Below are 15,342 nucleotides of genomic sequence, written 5' to 3' on the forward strand. Positions count from 1 at the left end.
GTCCGGGGTGGTGCCTAGCGCGAGCGGCGGGAGAGCCGTTCGACGTCGAGCAGGACGACGGCGCGGGCCTCCAGCTTGAGCCAGCCGCGGCCGGCGAAGTCGGCGAGCGCCTTGTTGACCGTCTCGCGGGAGGCGCCGACCAGCTGGGCCAGCTCCTCCTGGGTGAGGTCGTGGGCGACGTGGATGCCCTCGTCGGAGGGGACGCCGAAGCGGCGGGAGAGGTCCAGCAGGGCCTTGGCCACGCGTCCGGGGACGTCGGAGAAGACCAGGTCGGACATCACGTCGTTGGTGCGGCGCAGGCGGCGGGCGATCGCGCGCAGCAGGGCGATCGAGACCTCGGGGCGGGCGTGCAGCAGCGGCAGCAGGTCGCCGTGGCCGAGGCCGAGCAGCTTGACCTCGGTGAGCGCGGTGGCGGTCGCGGTGCGCGGGCCCGGGTCGAACAGCGAGAGTTCGCCGATCATCTCGGAGGGGCCGAGCACGGCCAGCATGTTCTCGCGGCCGTCGGGCGAGGCCCGGTGCAGCTTGACCTTGCCCTCGACCACGACGTACAGCCGGTCGCCGGGGTCGCCCTCGTGGAACAGCGACTCGCCGCGGGCGAGCGTCACCTCGGTCATGGAAGCGCGGAGCTCGGCAGCCTGGTCGTCGTCGAGTGCCGCGAACAGCGCGGCGCGCCGCAGAACGTCGTCCACGAGCTTCCTCCTGCTGGTGTCTGGGCAGTGCTACTTCACCACCAAGGATGACGCATGTCGCTCCGATCATATGAGGAGGGGTGTGCCGGAGTGGGGCCTACGCGGCCATTCGCGCAGCTCGGATGCCGACCGGGGCGGGCGGTCGGGCGCAGTCGGGCGCAGTCGGGCGCTCTCGCGATCGGGCGGTCGCGGTCAGGCGCCGAGGGTGCGCAGGGCGAAGGCGCGGGTGCCCGCCACGTGGCGGCGGGCCAGGGTGGCGGCGGTCTCCGGGTCGCGGGCCTTGATCGCGTCCAGCAGCTGCTGGTGCTCGACGCACATCGGCAGGCCGCTGTCGGCATCGGTGGTGAGCCGGAACAGGCGGCGGAGCCGGCCGTCGAGCGGGGCCATCATGTCGCGCAGCAGCGGGTTGCCGGAGAGGGCGACGATCTCGCGGTGGAAGTCGGCGTTCAGGCTGACCGTCTCGCGCAGCCGGCCGGCCTCGGCGGCCTTGCGGGTGCGGGCCAGCAGGCGTTCGAGGCCGCGGACGCCGGCGGCGGTGGCGTGCTGGGCGGCGAGGCCGGCGGCGAGCGCCTCCAGGGACTCGCGGACGGCGAAGAAGTGCTCGGCGTCGGTGCGGCCGAAGTCGGCGACGACGGCGCCCCGGCGGGCCTGGACGGTGAGGAAGCCCTCGCGTTCGAGGCGCTGCACGGCCTCCCGGACCGGAATCCGGGAGACGCCCGTCTCGTCGGCGAGTTCGCGCTCCACCAGGCGCTTCCCGGCGGGGTACTCGCCCTCGATGATCCGCTCGCGGAGCTGGAGGTAGACGAGGTCCGCCAGCGACTGGTGGGCGTCGCCGAGGGTGTCGGTCATCGGGGGCTCCAGGCGGCAGCGGGCGGACGGCGCGGGCAGTGCGGCCGATCATTCCAGATCGGGGCGACGCGCCCGCTTGCCCGGTATTCGGTATACCAGATACCTTGGCCGCTCGCCCGGGCCGGAGCCGTGCCGGAACCGTGCCGGACCAGGGCGCCGCCCAGGCCGAGGAGGGCCGCCCGTGACTGTCGGCCCGCTGCCGGACGGGCGGCCACTTCCCGTGGCGGGCAGGTCAGTCGACGAGGCGTCCGTGTTCGGCGACCACCCGGCCGGCCTTCACCACCAGCTCGCGCTCCGGCAGGTCGACCACCAGTTGCGGGACGCACTCGCCGGCCAGCAGCTGGAGGTCGGCGGGCGCGCCCGGGGCCAGGTCCGCCCGCGGCAGGCCGAGCAGGTCGGCGCCGCCGTGCGCGGCCAGGTCCAGGCAGTCGGCCAGCTCGTCGTCGGTGCGGGCGTCGGTGGTCCAGCCCAGCAGGTGCGCCCGGTGCAGCATGTCGGCGTTGCCGAACGGGCTCCAGGAGTCCCGCACCCCGTCCGAGCCGAGGCCGACCCGGACGCCGCGGGCCCGCAGCGCCCGGAACGGCAGCACCTGGTGCGCGGACGGGGCGACGGTGGTGAGCGCGATCCCGGCCTGCGCCAACAGGTCGGCCGCAGCCTCGAGTTCGACGGGGGACAGCTCCGGCAGGCAGAACACGTGACTGACCGTCACCCGGCCCTGCAGCCCGGCGGCGACCGTCCGGGCGGCGAGCGCGCGCAGCGGGCCGAGGCCGGTCGCGCCCCGGTCGTGCAGGTGCACGTCCAGCAGGACGCCGTACCGCTCGGCCAGGTCGAACAGCAGGTCGAACTGCTCGCGGCCGTCCGCGTCGCCGCCGTCGAACCCGGCCGGGTCGATGCCGCCGACCGCGTCCACCAGGCCGGTCGCGGCCGCCTCGGTCAGCAGCTCCGCCGTGCCCGGCGCGCGCACCACGCCGTGCTGCGGGAACGCCACCGACTGGACGTCCAGCCGGACCGCCAGCCGCTCGGCGGCCTCGCGCAGGCCCGTCACGCCGTCCAGGCCGAACGCGGGCGCGACGTCCACGTGGGCGCGGACGGCGCGGGTGCCGCGGGTCACCGCGTGGGCGAGCAGGCGGTGCGCGCGTTCGGCGATCGGGGCGCGCTGCCGCCGGTACAGGTCGACGTCGCCCGCCACGTACTCCGGCAGGGAGCCGGCCGGGCGGCGGCTGTACCAGGGCTCGCCCCAGGTGGTCTTGTCCGGGTGGATGTGCGCGTCGACCAGGGTCGGCAGCGCGATCCGCCCGCCGCCCTCCACCACCACCGGCCGTGCGCCGGCGGGCAGTTCGGCCACCAGCAGGCCGTCCACGGCGGCCAGATCGGTGACCGGTCCGCCGAACGGGCGGACCTGGCGGAACAGCGTGGCGTGCATCGCGTCACTCCCCGGGAGGTGCTGGAAGGCTTTCCGGGAGCAGTCGATCCGGTCCGGGCGGAATAGTCAACTCGCTTGTGCAGTAGGTGAGTTGGCGATTCGTGCTGCCGGGGGCGCCCGCGCCGGGGCGGTCGGCGTCAAGGGTGCGTGCGGAAAGCGGCGTCCGGCGTCAGGGAGGCGTCAAGGAAGCGTCCGGGGAGCGGTTCCGGGGGTGTGCTGGGGGTGTGCGGGCCCGGCGACCGGAAGGCCGGGTCCGCGAGCAATCCGGACGGAGGACGTGATGGCGGAGCGGACGCGGGTCGTGGTCGGGGTGAGCGGCTCGCTCGGCAGCCTGGCCGCGCTGCACCGCGCGGTCGCCGAGGCGCGGCGGTCGGGCGGCCAGGTGCTGGCCCTGCACGCCTGGGAGCCGCCCGGCGGCGAGTTCGGCCACCGCCGCTCGCCCTGCCCGCCGCTGCTGTCCGCGGTCCGGGAGGCCGCGACGGAGCGGCTCGCGGCGGCGGTCGAGCAGGCGTTCGGCGGCGCCCGTCCCGGGGTGGACCTCACCGCCCGCACGGTGCGCGGCGAGACGGTGGCCGCCCTGCTCGCCGCCGCCGACCGCCCCGGCGACCTGCTGGTGCTCGGCCCGTCCGGCTCCTGGCTGCGGCGCGGCCTGCGCGGTCCGGTCGGCGCGCGCTGCCTGCGCCGGGCGTCCTGCCCGGTGCTGGTGGTGCCGCGTCCCGAACTCGCCTCGGCGCTGGGCGGGTTGACTACCCGTCGGGTCGACGCGGAGCTGCGCGAACTGGTCGGCGGACGCGGATGACCCCGGGGCGGCTCCCCGTCGCGCCCGCCGCGGCCCTCGCGCTGTCCGGGGCCGCCGCGCTGGCGGCCGTCCTGGCGCTGCTGGGGGAGGCGCGCGGCGGCTGGTTCGGCCTCGCCGCCTACGCGGCGGGCTGCTGGGCGCTCGGGGCCCGCTCCCGGCCGGGCGCGGCGCCGTTCCTCGGCCTGGCGGCCTGGCTGTTCCACAACGGCTGCACGGAACACCGGTACGCCGTCCTCGGTTGGGACGGATGGCTGCCGGAGTCCGGGCGGTTCGTGCTCCTGGCGGGCGCGGCCCTGCTCGGGGCGCTGCTCGGCGGGCCGGGCGCGGAACTGCCGGTAAGAAAGATCGGCACACGCCTTCTGCGCCGGTTGTAAACGGAAGTACAAAGGAGACGGCGGGAGTTCGGGCTGTGGGGGCCGGAACGTCCCGCGACCGGGGCGGCCCGGGTGGGTGCGTGGGGGCACCGCCCGGGCCGTTGCGCGTCCGGGTCGTCCGGTGCGCCCGGTTCGGGGCAGCGGAACGGCGGAACGGCGGAACGGCGGGACGGCGGGACAGCGGGACAATGGGGGCATGACTGCGCACGAGGACGGGCTGGCCGCGGTGGCCCGGCTGCTGGACGGCGGCGGGGTGGTGGTGCTGAGCGGGGCCGGGCTGTCCACCGAGTCGGGCATCCCGGACTACCGGGGGCCGGACGGGGTGCGGCGCCGGGCCCCGATGACGTACCAGGAGTTCGTGGCGGGGGAGCCGGCCCGGCGCCGCTACTGGGCGCGCAGCCACGCGGGCCGGGGCGTGATCGCCGGGGCCCGGCCGAACGCGGGGCACCTCGCGGTGGCCCGGCTGCGGGCGGCGGGCCGGGTCTCCGCCGTGATCACCCAGAACGTGGACGGCCTGCACCGCGCCGCCGGCACCCCCGACGCGGTCGAACTGCACGGCGGCCTGGACCGGGTGGTCTGCCTGGACTGCGGCGCCCGCAGCCCCCGCGCCGCGCTGGACGCCCGGCTCGCCGCCCTCAACCCGGCCTTCCGGGACGCCGGTTCGCGGATCAACCCGGACGGCGACGTCGAACTCCCCGACGCCCTGGTCGAGTCCTTCGCCGTCGCGCCCTGCGCCGACTGCGGCGGCGTCCTCAAGCCCGACGTGGTCTTCTTCGGCGAGAGCGTCCCCAAGCCGCGGGTCGAGCTCTGCTACCGCCTGGTCGACGAGGGCCGGTCCCTGCTGGTCCTCGGCTCCTCGCTGGCCGTGATGTCCGGCCTGCGCTTCGTCCGGCACGCCGCGAAGACCGGCAAGCCCGTCGCCATCGTCACCCGCGGCACCACCCGCGGCGACGAGCTCGCCACCGTCCGCCTGGACCGCCCCCTCGGCGAGACCCTCACCGCCCTGGCCGCCACCGCCTGAGCCCGTTCGAGGGGGCCGGGGCGCGCGGGGCGTCAAGAGGGCGTCAAGGCCGCGGGGGCGGCCGTATGGGGAGCGTCAGGGAGCGGTGGGGCGGGCGGAAGCGCTGGTTGGGTCGGGGTGTCGACGTAATCCGCGTCGGCACCCCGGTTCCGAACCACCTTGGTGGATGCCATGTCAGACCTGATCTACGTCGGTGTCACGGTCGCCGTGTTCGCCGTCATCGCCCTGATCGCGCGGGGGGTGGAGAAGCTGTGACCACCGAGAACGTCGTGGGTCTCCTCGTCGCCGCCGCGCTGGTCGGGTACCTCGTGCTCGCGCTGATCCGTCCGGAGAAGTTCTGACATGGGCGACACTCTTGCCGGGTGGCTGCAGGCGCTCGCCCTGGTCGGCGCGCTGGCCCTGTGCTACCGCCCGCTCGGCGACCACATCGCCGGGCTGCTCACCTCGGCGAAGCATCTGAGAGCCGAGAAGGCGCTGTACAAGGTGGTCGGCGTGGACGGCGACGCCGACCAGCGCTGGCCGGTCTACCTGCGGTCGGTGCTGGCGTTCTCCGCCCTCTCGGTCCTGTTCCTGTACGGGCTGATCCGGCTGCAGACCCACCTGCTGCTCAGCCTGGGCGTGCCCGAGATGGAGGCGCACCAGGCCTGGAACACCGCGATCTCGTTCACCACCAACACCAACTGGCAGTCCTACAGCGGCGAGGCCGCGATGGGCCACCTGGTGCAGATGGCGGGCCTGGCGGTGCAGAACTTCGTCTCCGCGGCGGTCGGCATCGCGGTGGTGGCCACGCTGATCCGCGGCTTCACCCGCCACCGCACCGACCGGGTCGGCAACTTCTGGGTCGACCTGACCCGGATCTCGCTGCGGCTGCTGCTGCCGCTGTCGGTCGTCTTCGCGCTGGTCCTGGTGGCGAGCGGCGTGGTGCAGAACTTCCACGGCTTCCACGAGGTCGCCACCCTGACGGGCGGTCAGCAGTCGATACCGGGCGGGCCGGTGGCCTCGCAGGAGGCGATCAAGCTCCTCGGCACCAACGGCGGCGGCTTCTTCAACGCCAACTCGGCGCACCCGTACGAGAACCCGGGCGGCTTCAGCAACCTGCTGGAGGTCTTCCTGCTGCTGGTGATCCCGTTCGCCCTGCCGCGGGCCTTCGGGAAGATGGTCGGCGACCACCGCCAGGGCTACGCGGTCGTCGCGGTGATGGGCCTGTTCTGGGTCGCCTCGACCGCGCTGATCACCTTCTTCGAGTCGCAGCACGGCGGCAGCGCCCTGCAGGCGGCCGGAGCGGCGATGGAGGGCAAGGAGCAGCGCTTCGGCGTCGCCGCGTCCAGCCTGTTCGCGGCCTCCACCACGCTGACCTCGACCGGCGCGGTGAACTCCTTCCACGACTCGTTCACGCCGTTCGGCGGCGGGCTCACGGTCTTCGACATGATGCTCGGCGAGATCGCGCCCGGCGGCACCGGCTCCGGCCTGTACGGGATGCTGATCCTGGCGGTCGTCGCGGTGTTCGTGGCGGGCCTGATGGTCGGCCGGACCCCGGAGTACCTGGGCAAGAAGCTCGGCGGCCGGGAGATGAAGTTCGCCTCGCTGTACATCCTGACCACCCCGGTGATCGTGCTGATCGGCGCGGGCACCGCGACGGCGCTGCCCGGCGAGCGGGTCGGGATGCTGAACGACGGCCCGCACGGCTTCTCCGAGGTGCTGTACGCGTTCACCTCGGCGGCGAACAACAACGGTTCGGCGTTCGCGGGCATCACGGTGAACACCACCTGGTACGACACCGCACTGGGCCTGGCGATGGTGTTCGGACGCTTCCTGCCGATGGTGTTCGTGCTGGCCCTGGCCGGCTCGCTGGCCCGGCAGCAGCCGGTCCCGGCGAGCGCGGGCACCCTGCCGACGCACAAGCCGCTGTTCGTCGGGCTGCTGTCCGGCGTGATCCTGATCGTCGTCGGCCTCACCTACTTCCCGGCCCTGGCCCTCGGGCCGATCGCAGAAGGTCTCCACTGATGTCCACCAGCACCCTTGAACCCGCCGGACCCGGCCCCGTCGGACCCGCGGCCCCGCCACCGGCGGCGCCCCGCTCCTCCGGCGGCCTGCTCGACCCGAAGCTGCTGCTGGCCGCGCTGCCGGACGCGGTGAAGAAGCTCGACCCCCGGGTGATGGTGAAGAACCCGGTGATGTTCGTCGTCGAGGTCGGCTCGGTGGTCACCACCGTCGCCGCGATCGCCGACCCGTCGGTGTTCGGCTGGGCGATCACCGTCTGGCTCTGGCTCACCACGGTCTTCGCCAACCTGGCCGAGGCCGTCGCCGAGGGCCGCGGCAAGGCGCAGGCCGACACGCTGCGCAAGGCCAGGACCGAGTCGGTGGCCCGCCGCCTGGTCGACTGGCCCGCCTCCGGCGCGGAGGAGGAAGTCCCGGGCACCGCCCTGCGGTTGGGCGACCACGTGGTGGTCGAGGCCGGCCAGGTGATCCCCGGCGACGGCGACGTCGTCGAGGGCGTGGCGTCCGTCGACGAGTCGGCGATCACCGGCGAGTCCGCGCCGGTGATCCGCGAGTCCGGCGGCGACCGCAGCGCGGTGACCGGCGGCACCAAGGTGCTGTCGGACCGGATCGTGGTGAGGATCAGCTCCGAGCCGGGCAAGACCTTCATCGACCGGATGATCGCCCTGGTGGAGGGCGCGGCCCGGCAGAAGACGCCGAACGAGATCGCGCTGAACATCCTGCTGGCGTCCCTGACGATCGTGTTCCTGGTCGCGGTGGTCACCCTGCAGCCGATGGCGACCTACGCGGGCGCCCCGCAGTCGATGATCGTGCTGGTCGCGCTGATCGTGGCGCTGATCCCGACCACCATCGGCGCGCTGCTCTCCGCGATCGGCATCGCGGGCATGGACCGCCTGGTGCAGCGCAACGTGCTGGCCATGTCGGGCCGGGCGGTGGAGGCCGCGGGCGACGTCAACACCCTGCTGCTCGACAAGACCGGCACCATCACGCTCGGCAACCGGCAGGCCGCCGAGTTCTGCCCCGCCACCGGTGTGGGCATCGAGGAACTCGCCGACGCCGCCCAGCTCTCCTCGCTCGCCGACGAGACCCCGGAGGGCCGCTCCATCGTCGTCCTCGCCAAGACCGCGTACGGCCTGCGGGCCCGCGCCCAGGGCGAGTTGGCGCACGCGACCTGGGTGCCGTTCACCGCGCAGACCCGGATGTCCGGGGTGGACACGGACGGCCGCGAGGTCCGCAAGGGCGCGGCCGGTTCGGTCGCCAACTGGGTGACGGGGAACGGCGGTTCGGTGGGCGCGGACGTCGCCGACCTGGTCGACGGCATCTCGGCGGCCGGCGGCACCCCGCTGGTGGTCGCCGACCGGCAGGACGGGGGAGCGGCCCGGGTGCTCGGGGTGATCCACCTCAAGGACGTCGTCAAGGAGGGCATGCGCGAGCGCTTCGACGAACTGCGCCGGATGGGCATCAGGACCGTCATGATCACCGGCGACAACCCGCTGACCGCGCGGGCGATCGCCGAGGAGGCGGGCGTGGACGACTTCCTCGCCGAGGCCACCCCCGAGGACAAGATGGCCCTGATCAAGAAGGAGCAGGAGGGCGGCAAGCTGGTCGCGATGACCGGCGACGGCACCAACGACGCCCCGGCGCTCGCCCAGGCCGACGTCGGCGTGGCGATGAACACCGGCACCATGGCGGCCAAGGAGGCCGGCAACATGGTGGACCTCGACTCCAACCCGACCAAGCTGATCGAGATCGTCGAGATCGGCAAGCAACTGCTCATCACCCGGGGCGCGTTGACGACCTTCTCGATCGCCAACGACGTGGCCAAGTACTTCGCGATCATCCCGGCGATGTTCGCCGGGGTGTACCCGGGCCTGGCCCACCTCAACATCATGGGCCTGCACAGCCCGCAGTCCGCGATCACCTCGGCGGTGGTCTTCAACGCCCTGGTCATCGTCGGCCTGATCCCGCTCGCCCTGCGCGGCGTCAAGTACCGCCCCACCGACGCCGGTTCGCTGCTGGCCCGGAACATCGGGATCTACGGGATCGGCGGTCTGGTCGTGCCGTTCGTCGGCATCAAGGCGATCGACCTGGTCGTCCGGTTCATTCCCGGCCTGAGCTGAGAGAGGCCATCATGCCCACCATCGTGCGCACCCACCTGACCGCCCTGCGGATGCTGCTGGTGCTGACCGTGATCCTCGGCGTCGGCTACCCGCTGCTGGTCACCGGCATCAGCCAGGTCGCCCTCGCCGACCGGGCCGACGGCTCGATCGTGAAGGCCGACGGCAAGGAGGCCGGCTCCAGCCTGCTCGGCCAGACCTTCGACCTGCCGAAGGCCAACGCCGACGACCCGGCCCGGCCCGACCCCAAGTGGTTCCAGCCCCGCCCGTCCGCGGGCGGCTACGACCCGAGGGCCTCCGGCGCCTCCAACCTCGGCCCGAACAGCGCCGACCTGCTGAAGGCCGTCGAGGAGCGCCGGGCCGCCGTCGCCGCCTTCGACGGCGTCGACCCGGCGAGCGTCCCCGCCGACGCGCTGACCGCCTCCGGCTCCGGCCTCGACCCGCACATCTCGGTCGCCTACGCCGAGGAGCAGGTCGCCCGGGTCGCCCGGGAGCGCGGCCTCCCCGCCGAGCGGCTGGAGCAGCTGGTCGAGCAGCACACCGACGGCCGCTCGCTCGGCTTCCTCGGACAGCCCGGCGTCAACGTCGTCACCCTCAACCTGGCCGTGGCAGCACTGAAGTGACGGACCGCCTGCGGACGACGACCGGCGACCCCGCCGACGGCCACCCCGGCCGCCGGCGGGGCCGCCTGCGGGTCTACCTCGGCGCCGCCCCCGGCGTCGGCAAGACCTACCGGATGCTCGACGAGGCGCACCGCCGCCGGGAACGCGGCACCGACGTGGTGGTCGGCTGGCTGGAGACCCACGACCGCCCGCGCACCGCCCGCCTGCTCGACGGACTGGAGCAACTCCCGCGCACCGTACGGCGCTACCGCGACACCGAGTTCCCCGAACTCGACCTGGACGGGCTGCTCGCCCGCCGCCCCGGGCTCGCCCTGGTCGACGAACTCGCCCACACCAACGTCCCCGGCGGCCGGAACGCCAAGCGCTGGCAGGACGTCGAGGAACTGCTCGCCGCGGGCATCGACGTCGTCACCACCGTCAACGTCCAGCACCTGGAGTCGCTCAACGACGTCGTGCAGACGATCACCGGCGTCCCGCAGCGCGAGACCGTCCCCGACGAGGTGGTGCGCCGCGCCGACCAGATCGAACTGGTCGACATGGCCCCGCAGGCGCTGCGCCGCCGCCTCGCCCACGGCAACGTGTACCGGGCCGAGAAGGTCGACGCCGCGCTCGCCAACTACTTCCGGGTCGGCAACCTCACCGCGCTGCGCGAACTCGCCCTGCTCTGGCTGGCCGGCCGGGTCGACGAGGCGCTCCGCGACTACCGCGCCACCCACCGGATCGACCGGGTCTGGGAGACCCGGGAACGCGTCGTGGTCGCCCTCACCGGCGGCCCCGAGGGCCCGACCCTGATCCGCCGGGCCGCCCGGATCTCCGACCGGACGGCGGGCGAACTGCTCGCCGTGCACGTCTCGCGCAGCGACGGCCTGGCCGGGGCCTCGCCCGGGCGGCTCGCCGAGCAGCGCCGCCTGGCCGAGTCGCTCGGCGGCAGCTACCACGTGGTGGTCGGCGACGACATCCCCGAGGCGCTGCTCGCCTTCGCCCGGGCCCGCGACGCCACTCAGCTGGTCCTCGGCACCAGTCGGCGCGGCCGGGTCACCCGCTTCCTCACCGGGCCCGGCATCGGCGAGACCACCGTCGACCGCTCCGAGGACATCGACGTCCACATGGTCACGCACGCCTTCACCGGCCGCGGCCGCCTCCCCGCGCTCGGCCGCCGGCACTCCCGCCGCCGCACCCTGGCCGGGTACGCCGCCGGGCTCGCCGTCCCCACCCTGCTCACCGCCGGACTCTCCCAGGCGCACACCGCGCTGAACCTCACCACCGACGCGCTGATCTTCCAACTCGGCGTCGTCGCGGTCGCGTTGCTCGGCGGCGCGGTCTCCGCGCTGCTGGCCTCGCTGGCCGCCTCGCTGCTGCTGAACTACTACTTCATCCCGCCGGTGCACACCTTCACCATCGGCGAGGCCAACAACTTCATCGCGCTCGCCGTGTTCGCCGCCGTCGCGCTCTGCGTCTCCACCGTGGTCGACCACGCCGGGCGGCAGACCGCCCGGGCCGCCCGGGCCACCGCCGAGGCCGAGACCCTCTCCACCCTGGCCGGCTCGGTGCTGCGCGGCGCCGACGCCGTCCCCGCCCTGCTGGAACGCACCCGGACCTCCTTCGGACTGGACTCCGCCGCCCTGCTCGACCGGACCGGCGGCCGGGTGCTCGCCCGCACCGACGAACCGTCAACTCCCTTGCCCAGCACGGAGAACGCCCGGTCCGGTACGGAGACCACCGAACTCCCGGTCGGCGCCGGGGCCGTCCTGGTGCTCACCGGCCGCCGCCTGCCCGACACCGACCAGCGCGTCCTGACCGCCTTCGCCGCCCACCTCGCCGCCGCCCTCGAACGCGACCGCCTCGCCACCGCCGCCGCCGAGGTCGAACCGATCAGGGCCGCCGACCGGATGCGCACCGCACTGCTCGCCGCCGTCAGCCACGACCTGCGCACCCCGCTCGCCACCGCCCTCGCCGCGGTCGGCTCGCTGCGCAGCCCCGACGTCGAGTTCTCCGCCGAGGACCGGGACGAACTGCTCTCCCTCGCCGACGACTCCCTGGTCGGCCTCACCCGACTCGTCGACAACCTGCTCGACATGAGCCGCCTGCAGGCCGGCGCGCTCGTCCTGCACCTGCGGCCCACCCACCTGGACGAGGTGCTCCCGCGCGCCCTCGACACCCTGCAGGACCGGCACGCCCCCGTCCGTCCCCTCGACCTCGACACCGCCCCGCCCGTGCTCGCCGACCCGCCGCTCCTGGAACGCGTCCTCGCCAACGTCGTCGCCAACGCGCTGCGGCACAACGCCCCCGGCGCCCCCGTCCTGGTCACCGCCTCCGCCCATGCCGGCCGGGTCGAGATTCGGGTCGTCGACCGCGGCCCCGGCATCCCGCCCGAGGACCGCGACCGGGTGTTCCTGCCGTTCCAGCGCCTCGGCGACACCGACAACACCACCGGCGTCGGCCTCGGACTCGCCCTCTCCCGCGGCCTCGCCGAAGCCATGGACGGCGCCCTCGACGTCGAGGACACCCCCGGCGGCGGCACCACCATGCTGCTCACCCTGCCCGCCGCGACCGCACCGCCGCGGCCCGAGGAGGCCCCGTGACCCGTGTCCTCGTCGTCGACGACGAACCCCGACTGCTGCGCACCCTCCGGCTCGGCCTGCTCGCCCGCGCCTACACCGTGCACACCGCCGAGACCGCCCGGCAGGCCCTCGACCTGGCCGCCGCCGACCCGCCCGACGCCGTCCTGCTCGACCTCGGCCTGCCCGACCGCGACGGCATGGACGTGCTGCGCGGGCTGCGCCGGCACTCCGCCGCACCGATCATCGTGGTCTCCGGGCGCACCGACCCCGCCGAGCGGATCGGCGCGCTGGACGGCGGCGCCGACGACTACCTCACCAAGCCGTTCCTGATGGACGAACTCCTCGCCCGGCTGCGCGCGGTGCTGCGGCGGCCCGCCCCCGAGACGCCGCCGCCACTGGCCCGGATCGGCGCGCACGTCGTCGACCCGGCCGCCACCACCGTCACCGGCCCGCACGGCCCCGTCCGGCTCACGCCCACCGAGTGGCGCATCCTCGCCCTGATGCTCGCCCGGCCCGGCAGCCTCGTCCCCGGCCGCCACATCCTGCACACCGTCTGGGGCCCCGACCACACCCATCGCACCAACTACCTCCGGGTCCACTTCGCCGCCCTCCGCCGCAAACTCGAACCCGACCCGCACCGCCCCCGCCACCTCCTCACCGAACCGGGGCTCGGCTACCGCTACCTGCCCTGACGGGCAGTCGGGGGAGCGCCTGCGGCGCGGGCGGGGAAGAGGACGGGGAGAGTCTCGGCTGCCGCTACCTGCCCTGGCGGGCTGTCGGGGAGGCGCCTGCGGTGTGGGCGGGAGTGTCCGGTTCGGGGGGCCTGCCCTGGCGGGCCGTCGGGGAGGCGCCCGGGGCGCGGCTGCCGCCTGTTCTGGTGTGGTGGTCGGGGGTCAGCGGAAGAGGTCGGGGCGCCATTCCTCGATGCCGGCGACCAGGCTGCCGGCGACGGTGCCGAGGAAGGCTCCGGCGAGGACGTCGCCCGGGTAGTGGACGCCGGTGTGGACGCGGGAGTAGCCGACGGAGAGCGCGAGCGCGCCCAAGGGGGCGGCGGCCCAGGGGAGTTGGGCGGAGACGCCGGTGGCGAAGGCGAACGCGGAGGCGGTGTGGCCGGAGGGGAAGGAGGCCGAGGCGGGCATCGGGACGTGCCGGGCCTCGGGGACCTTGCCGGCCACCCGGTCGGGGCGGGGCCGCCGGGCCAGCCGCTTGCCGAGGATGTTGGCGGCGGCCGAGGCCAGGGCCACCGAGCCCAGGCCGAGCAGCGCGGCCCGGCGCGGCCGCCCCGGCACCAGGGCCAGCCCGCAGGCCACCGCGATCGAGATCTTCGAGTGGTCGGCGGCCGTGGAGAGCCGCCGCAGGCCCGCGTCCAGGGCGGGCGTCGGCGTCGCCGCGACGGCGGTGTACACCGCCAGGTCGATCGCCGACAGGTCGGTGACCGTCTCCCGGCCGTCCCGCGCCCACTGCGTCCAGGTCTTCACCGCTGTGCTCCTCCGTTGGCCGCCAGTCGGGCCAGTCGACTCCACTTCACGGGCGGCGCGGGCTGCACCGTGCCGGGGCGGTCCCGGGGCACCCGGACCCGCAGCGCCCCGGGGCGGATCACGCACCGCACCGGGACGTCCAGCTCCAGCGCCTCGCCGTCCACCGCGACCGGGATGCTCGGCACGTCGGCCGTCACCACCACCTCGCGGCCCATCAGGATCTTCACCGCCTCGGCATTCGTACCCCGCAGGGCCAGGTCCGCGGCCTGCGCCGCGCCGTCGACCCGGACGCCGAGCACGCCGAGCCGGCCCCGGTCCATCCGGGAGCGGCGGCCGGGGTCGAGCAGGTCGCCCGCGTCGTACGGGTTGTTGCTGACCAGGACGGCCTGCGGCTGCTCCAGCAGTTCCCCGCTCGCCTCGGCGGCGAGTTTCGCGCCCGCGTAGCCGACCAGCAGGTCGGGCAGCATGGCGAGCACGGTGGCGGCCTTGGCGTCCCGGTACTCGGGGTTCTGCACCACCTCCGCGTAGGTGCCGAAGGAGACGTTGTTGACGAAGGCCCGGCCGTCCACCTCGCCGAGGTCGACCCGGAGTTCGACGCCGTCGGTGAGCGCGTCCAGGCAGCGGGAGGGGTCGGCGCGGTCCAGGCCGAGGTCGAGCGCGAAGTGGTTGCGGGTGCCGGCCGAGACCACCAGGAACGGCAGCCCGTGCTTGGCCGCGACCTGGGCCACCAGCGCCTGGGTGCCGTCGCCGCCCGCGACGCCGAGCAGGTCCGCGCCGTCGGCGACGGCCCGTTCGGCGAGCGCGGCCACGTCCTGGTGGGTCGTCGGGTCGAGCAGCAGCACCTCCGCGCCGAGCGCCCGGGCCTTCGCGGCCAGGTCGAACTTCTCGACCTTCCCGCCGCCCGACTTCGGGTTCATGATCAGGACCGGCCGGCGCGGCGGGTCGACCTCGCGCTCCGGCATCGGCCGGGGCGGCCCGGCCGCCCGCAGCGCCGTGCGGGCCAGCGCCAGTCCGACCGCCCAGAGCGCCACCGCGCCGAGCACCCACGGCCACGTCCCGGCGCCGATGTACAGCGCCACCGCGGCGACCGGCGCGGCCACCGCGAGCAGCACGCCCAGCCAGCGCAGCGGCCCGCGCCGGGACAGCGCCCACCAGCCGCCGACGGCCATCAGCGCCAGCGCCACCAGCCCGATCGCCACCACCAGCGCGCCGCGCAGTCCCGCGCCCGCGGCCAGCAGCGCGACCGCCGCCAGGCCGCAGCCGATCGAGGCCCGCGCCAGCCATTTCGCCCGCACCGCCACTCCCATCCCCCGAAGGTAACGCCCCGTCAGCCGCCCCGCCCGTCCGGTCGGCCGACAGCACGAAGGCGTGCGGCGGCCCCGGCGGGGGGACTGCCGCACGCCTTCCCGT

The 15,342-nt window shown here is 74.8% G+C and carries 14 protein-coding genes; 9 read left to right on the top strand and 5 right to left on the bottom strand.

The features are described from left to right. Positions 1-14 precede the first annotated feature (14 nt). The 3 genes from ACIQBJ_RS11560 to ACIQBJ_RS11570 form a co-directional block, all read right to left on the bottom strand. Positions 15-689: a Crp/Fnr family transcriptional regulator gene (locus ACIQBJ_RS11560; RefSeq protein WP_033220149.1), complete on the bottom strand. Its 675-nt coding sequence runs from the start codon at positions 687-689 to the stop codon at positions 15-17. A 192-nt stretch (positions 690-881) separates the two neighbouring features. Next, positions 882-1,538, bottom strand: coding sequence for a GntR family transcriptional regulator (locus ACIQBJ_RS11565; RefSeq protein ID WP_400707399.1), 657 nt, complete (start codon positions 1,536-1,538; stop codon positions 882-884). A gap of 232 nt (positions 1,539-1,770) precedes the next feature. After that, the gene (locus ACIQBJ_RS11570) at positions 1,771-3,009 is read right to left on the bottom strand and encodes an amidohydrolase (protein ID WP_400708135.1); all 1,239 of its coding nucleotides are present in this window, start codon (positions 3,007-3,009) and stop codon (positions 1,771-1,773) included. Between the two features lie 232 nt (positions 3,010-3,241). Here ACIQBJ_RS11570 and ACIQBJ_RS11575 point away from each other — a divergent pair, with 232 nt between their 5' ends. The 9 genes from ACIQBJ_RS11575 to ACIQBJ_RS11615 all read left to right on the top strand — a co-directional run bounded on the left by ACIQBJ_RS11575 (position 3,242) and on the right by ACIQBJ_RS11615 (position 13,146). Next, positions 3,242-3,760 (top strand): universal stress protein, encoded by a 519-nt coding sequence (locus ACIQBJ_RS11575; protein ID WP_400707402.1) that lies wholly within the window; start codon positions 3,242-3,244, stop codon positions 3,758-3,760. Continuing rightward, a complete protein-coding gene (locus tag ACIQBJ_RS11580) occupies positions 3,757-4,134 on the top strand; it encodes a hypothetical protein (protein WP_400707405.1) in 378 nt (125 codons plus the stop codon). The genes ACIQBJ_RS11575 and ACIQBJ_RS11580 overlap by 4 nt, the downstream gene beginning before the upstream one ends. Positions 4,135-4,330: 196 nt before the next feature. Further along, on the top strand, positions 4,331-5,155 hold the full coding sequence (locus ACIQBJ_RS11585) for an NAD-dependent protein deacetylase (RefSeq protein ID WP_400707408.1): 825 nt from the start codon (positions 4,331-4,333) through the stop codon (positions 5,153-5,155). Between the two features lie 251 nt (positions 5,156-5,406). After that, positions 5,407-5,496, top strand: a complete 90-nt coding sequence (kdpF, locus tag ACIQBJ_RS11590) for a K(+)-transporting ATPase subunit F (protein WP_400707411.1) — start codon at positions 5,407-5,409, stop codon at positions 5,494-5,496. Position 5,497: 1 nt separating this feature from the next. Next, positions 5,498-7,159, top strand: coding sequence for a potassium-transporting ATPase subunit KdpA (gene kdpA / locus ACIQBJ_RS11595; protein WP_400707414.1), 1,662 nt, complete (start codon positions 5,498-5,500; stop codon positions 7,157-7,159). Further along, on the top strand, positions 7,159-9,273 hold the full coding sequence (gene kdpB / locus ACIQBJ_RS11600; protein WP_400707417.1) for a potassium-transporting ATPase subunit KdpB: 2,115 nt from the start codon (positions 7,159-7,161) through the stop codon (positions 9,271-9,273). The genes kdpA and kdpB overlap by 1 nt, the downstream gene beginning before the upstream one ends. An 11-nt stretch (positions 9,274-9,284) precedes the next feature. Continuing rightward, positions 9,285-9,893, top strand: a complete 609-nt coding sequence (gene kdpC / locus ACIQBJ_RS11605) for a potassium-transporting ATPase subunit KdpC (protein WP_400707420.1) — start codon at positions 9,285-9,287, stop codon at positions 9,891-9,893. Beyond that, positions 9,890-12,475: an ATP-binding protein gene (locus tag ACIQBJ_RS11610; protein ID WP_400707423.1), complete on the top strand. Its 2,586-nt coding sequence runs from the start codon at positions 9,890-9,892 to the stop codon at positions 12,473-12,475. Before kdpC ends, ACIQBJ_RS11610 begins: the two co-directional genes overlap by 4 nt. Then, positions 12,472-13,146, top strand: coding sequence for a response regulator (locus ACIQBJ_RS11615; protein ID WP_400707426.1), 675 nt, complete (start codon positions 12,472-12,474; stop codon positions 13,144-13,146). Before ACIQBJ_RS11610 ends, ACIQBJ_RS11615 begins: the two co-directional genes overlap by 4 nt. Before the next feature lie 201 nt (positions 13,147-13,347). Here ACIQBJ_RS11615 and ACIQBJ_RS11620 read toward each other — a convergent pair whose 3' ends face one another. Both ACIQBJ_RS11620 and ACIQBJ_RS11625 read right to left on the bottom strand, forming a co-directional pair. Further along, positions 13,348-13,932, bottom strand: a complete 585-nt coding sequence (locus tag ACIQBJ_RS11620) for a phosphatase PAP2 family protein (RefSeq protein ID WP_400707429.1) — start codon at positions 13,930-13,932, stop codon at positions 13,348-13,350. After that, positions 13,929-15,239 carry a diacylglycerol/lipid kinase family protein gene (locus ACIQBJ_RS11625; RefSeq protein ID WP_400707432.1) on the bottom strand — a complete coding sequence of 437 codons (1,311 nt, stop codon included), beginning with the start codon at positions 15,237-15,239 and terminating at the stop codon, positions 13,929-13,931. Before ACIQBJ_RS11625 ends, ACIQBJ_RS11620 begins: the two co-directional genes overlap by 4 nt. Positions 15,240-15,342: the final 103 nt, after the last annotated feature.

Source organism: Kitasatospora sp. NPDC088391, from assembly GCF_044753345.1.
GTDB lineage: Bacteria > Actinomycetota > Actinomycetes > Streptomycetales > Streptomycetaceae > Kitasatospora.

Coding starts and splice junctions, on each gene's coding strand:
- ACIQBJ_RS11625 (WP_400707432.1), bottom strand. CDS start 15,239: ATGGGAGTGGCGGTGCGGGCGAAATGGCTGGCGCGGGCCTCGATCGGC.
- ACIQBJ_RS11565 (WP_400707399.1), bottom strand. CDS start 1,538: ATGACCGACACCCTCGGCGACGCCCACCAGTCGCTGGCGGACCTCGTC.
- ACIQBJ_RS11575 (WP_400707402.1), top strand. CDS start 3,242: ATGGCGGAGCGGACGCGGGTCGTGGTCGGGGTGAGCGGCTCGCTCGGC.
- kdpC (WP_400707420.1), top strand. CDS start 9,285: ATGCCCACCATCGTGCGCACCCACCTGACCGCCCTGCGGATGCTGCTG.
- kdpB (WP_400707417.1), top strand. CDS start 7,159: ATGTCCACCAGCACCCTTGAACCCGCCGGACCCGGCCCCGTCGGACCC.
- kdpA (WP_400707414.1), top strand. CDS start 5,498: ATGGGCGACACTCTTGCCGGGTGGCTGCAGGCGCTCGCCCTGGTCGGC.
- ACIQBJ_RS11585 (WP_400707408.1), top strand. CDS start 4,331: ATGACTGCGCACGAGGACGGGCTGGCCGCGGTGGCCCGGCTGCTGGAC.
- ACIQBJ_RS11580 (WP_400707405.1), top strand. CDS start 3,757: ATGACCCCGGGGCGGCTCCCCGTCGCGCCCGCCGCGGCCCTCGCGCTG.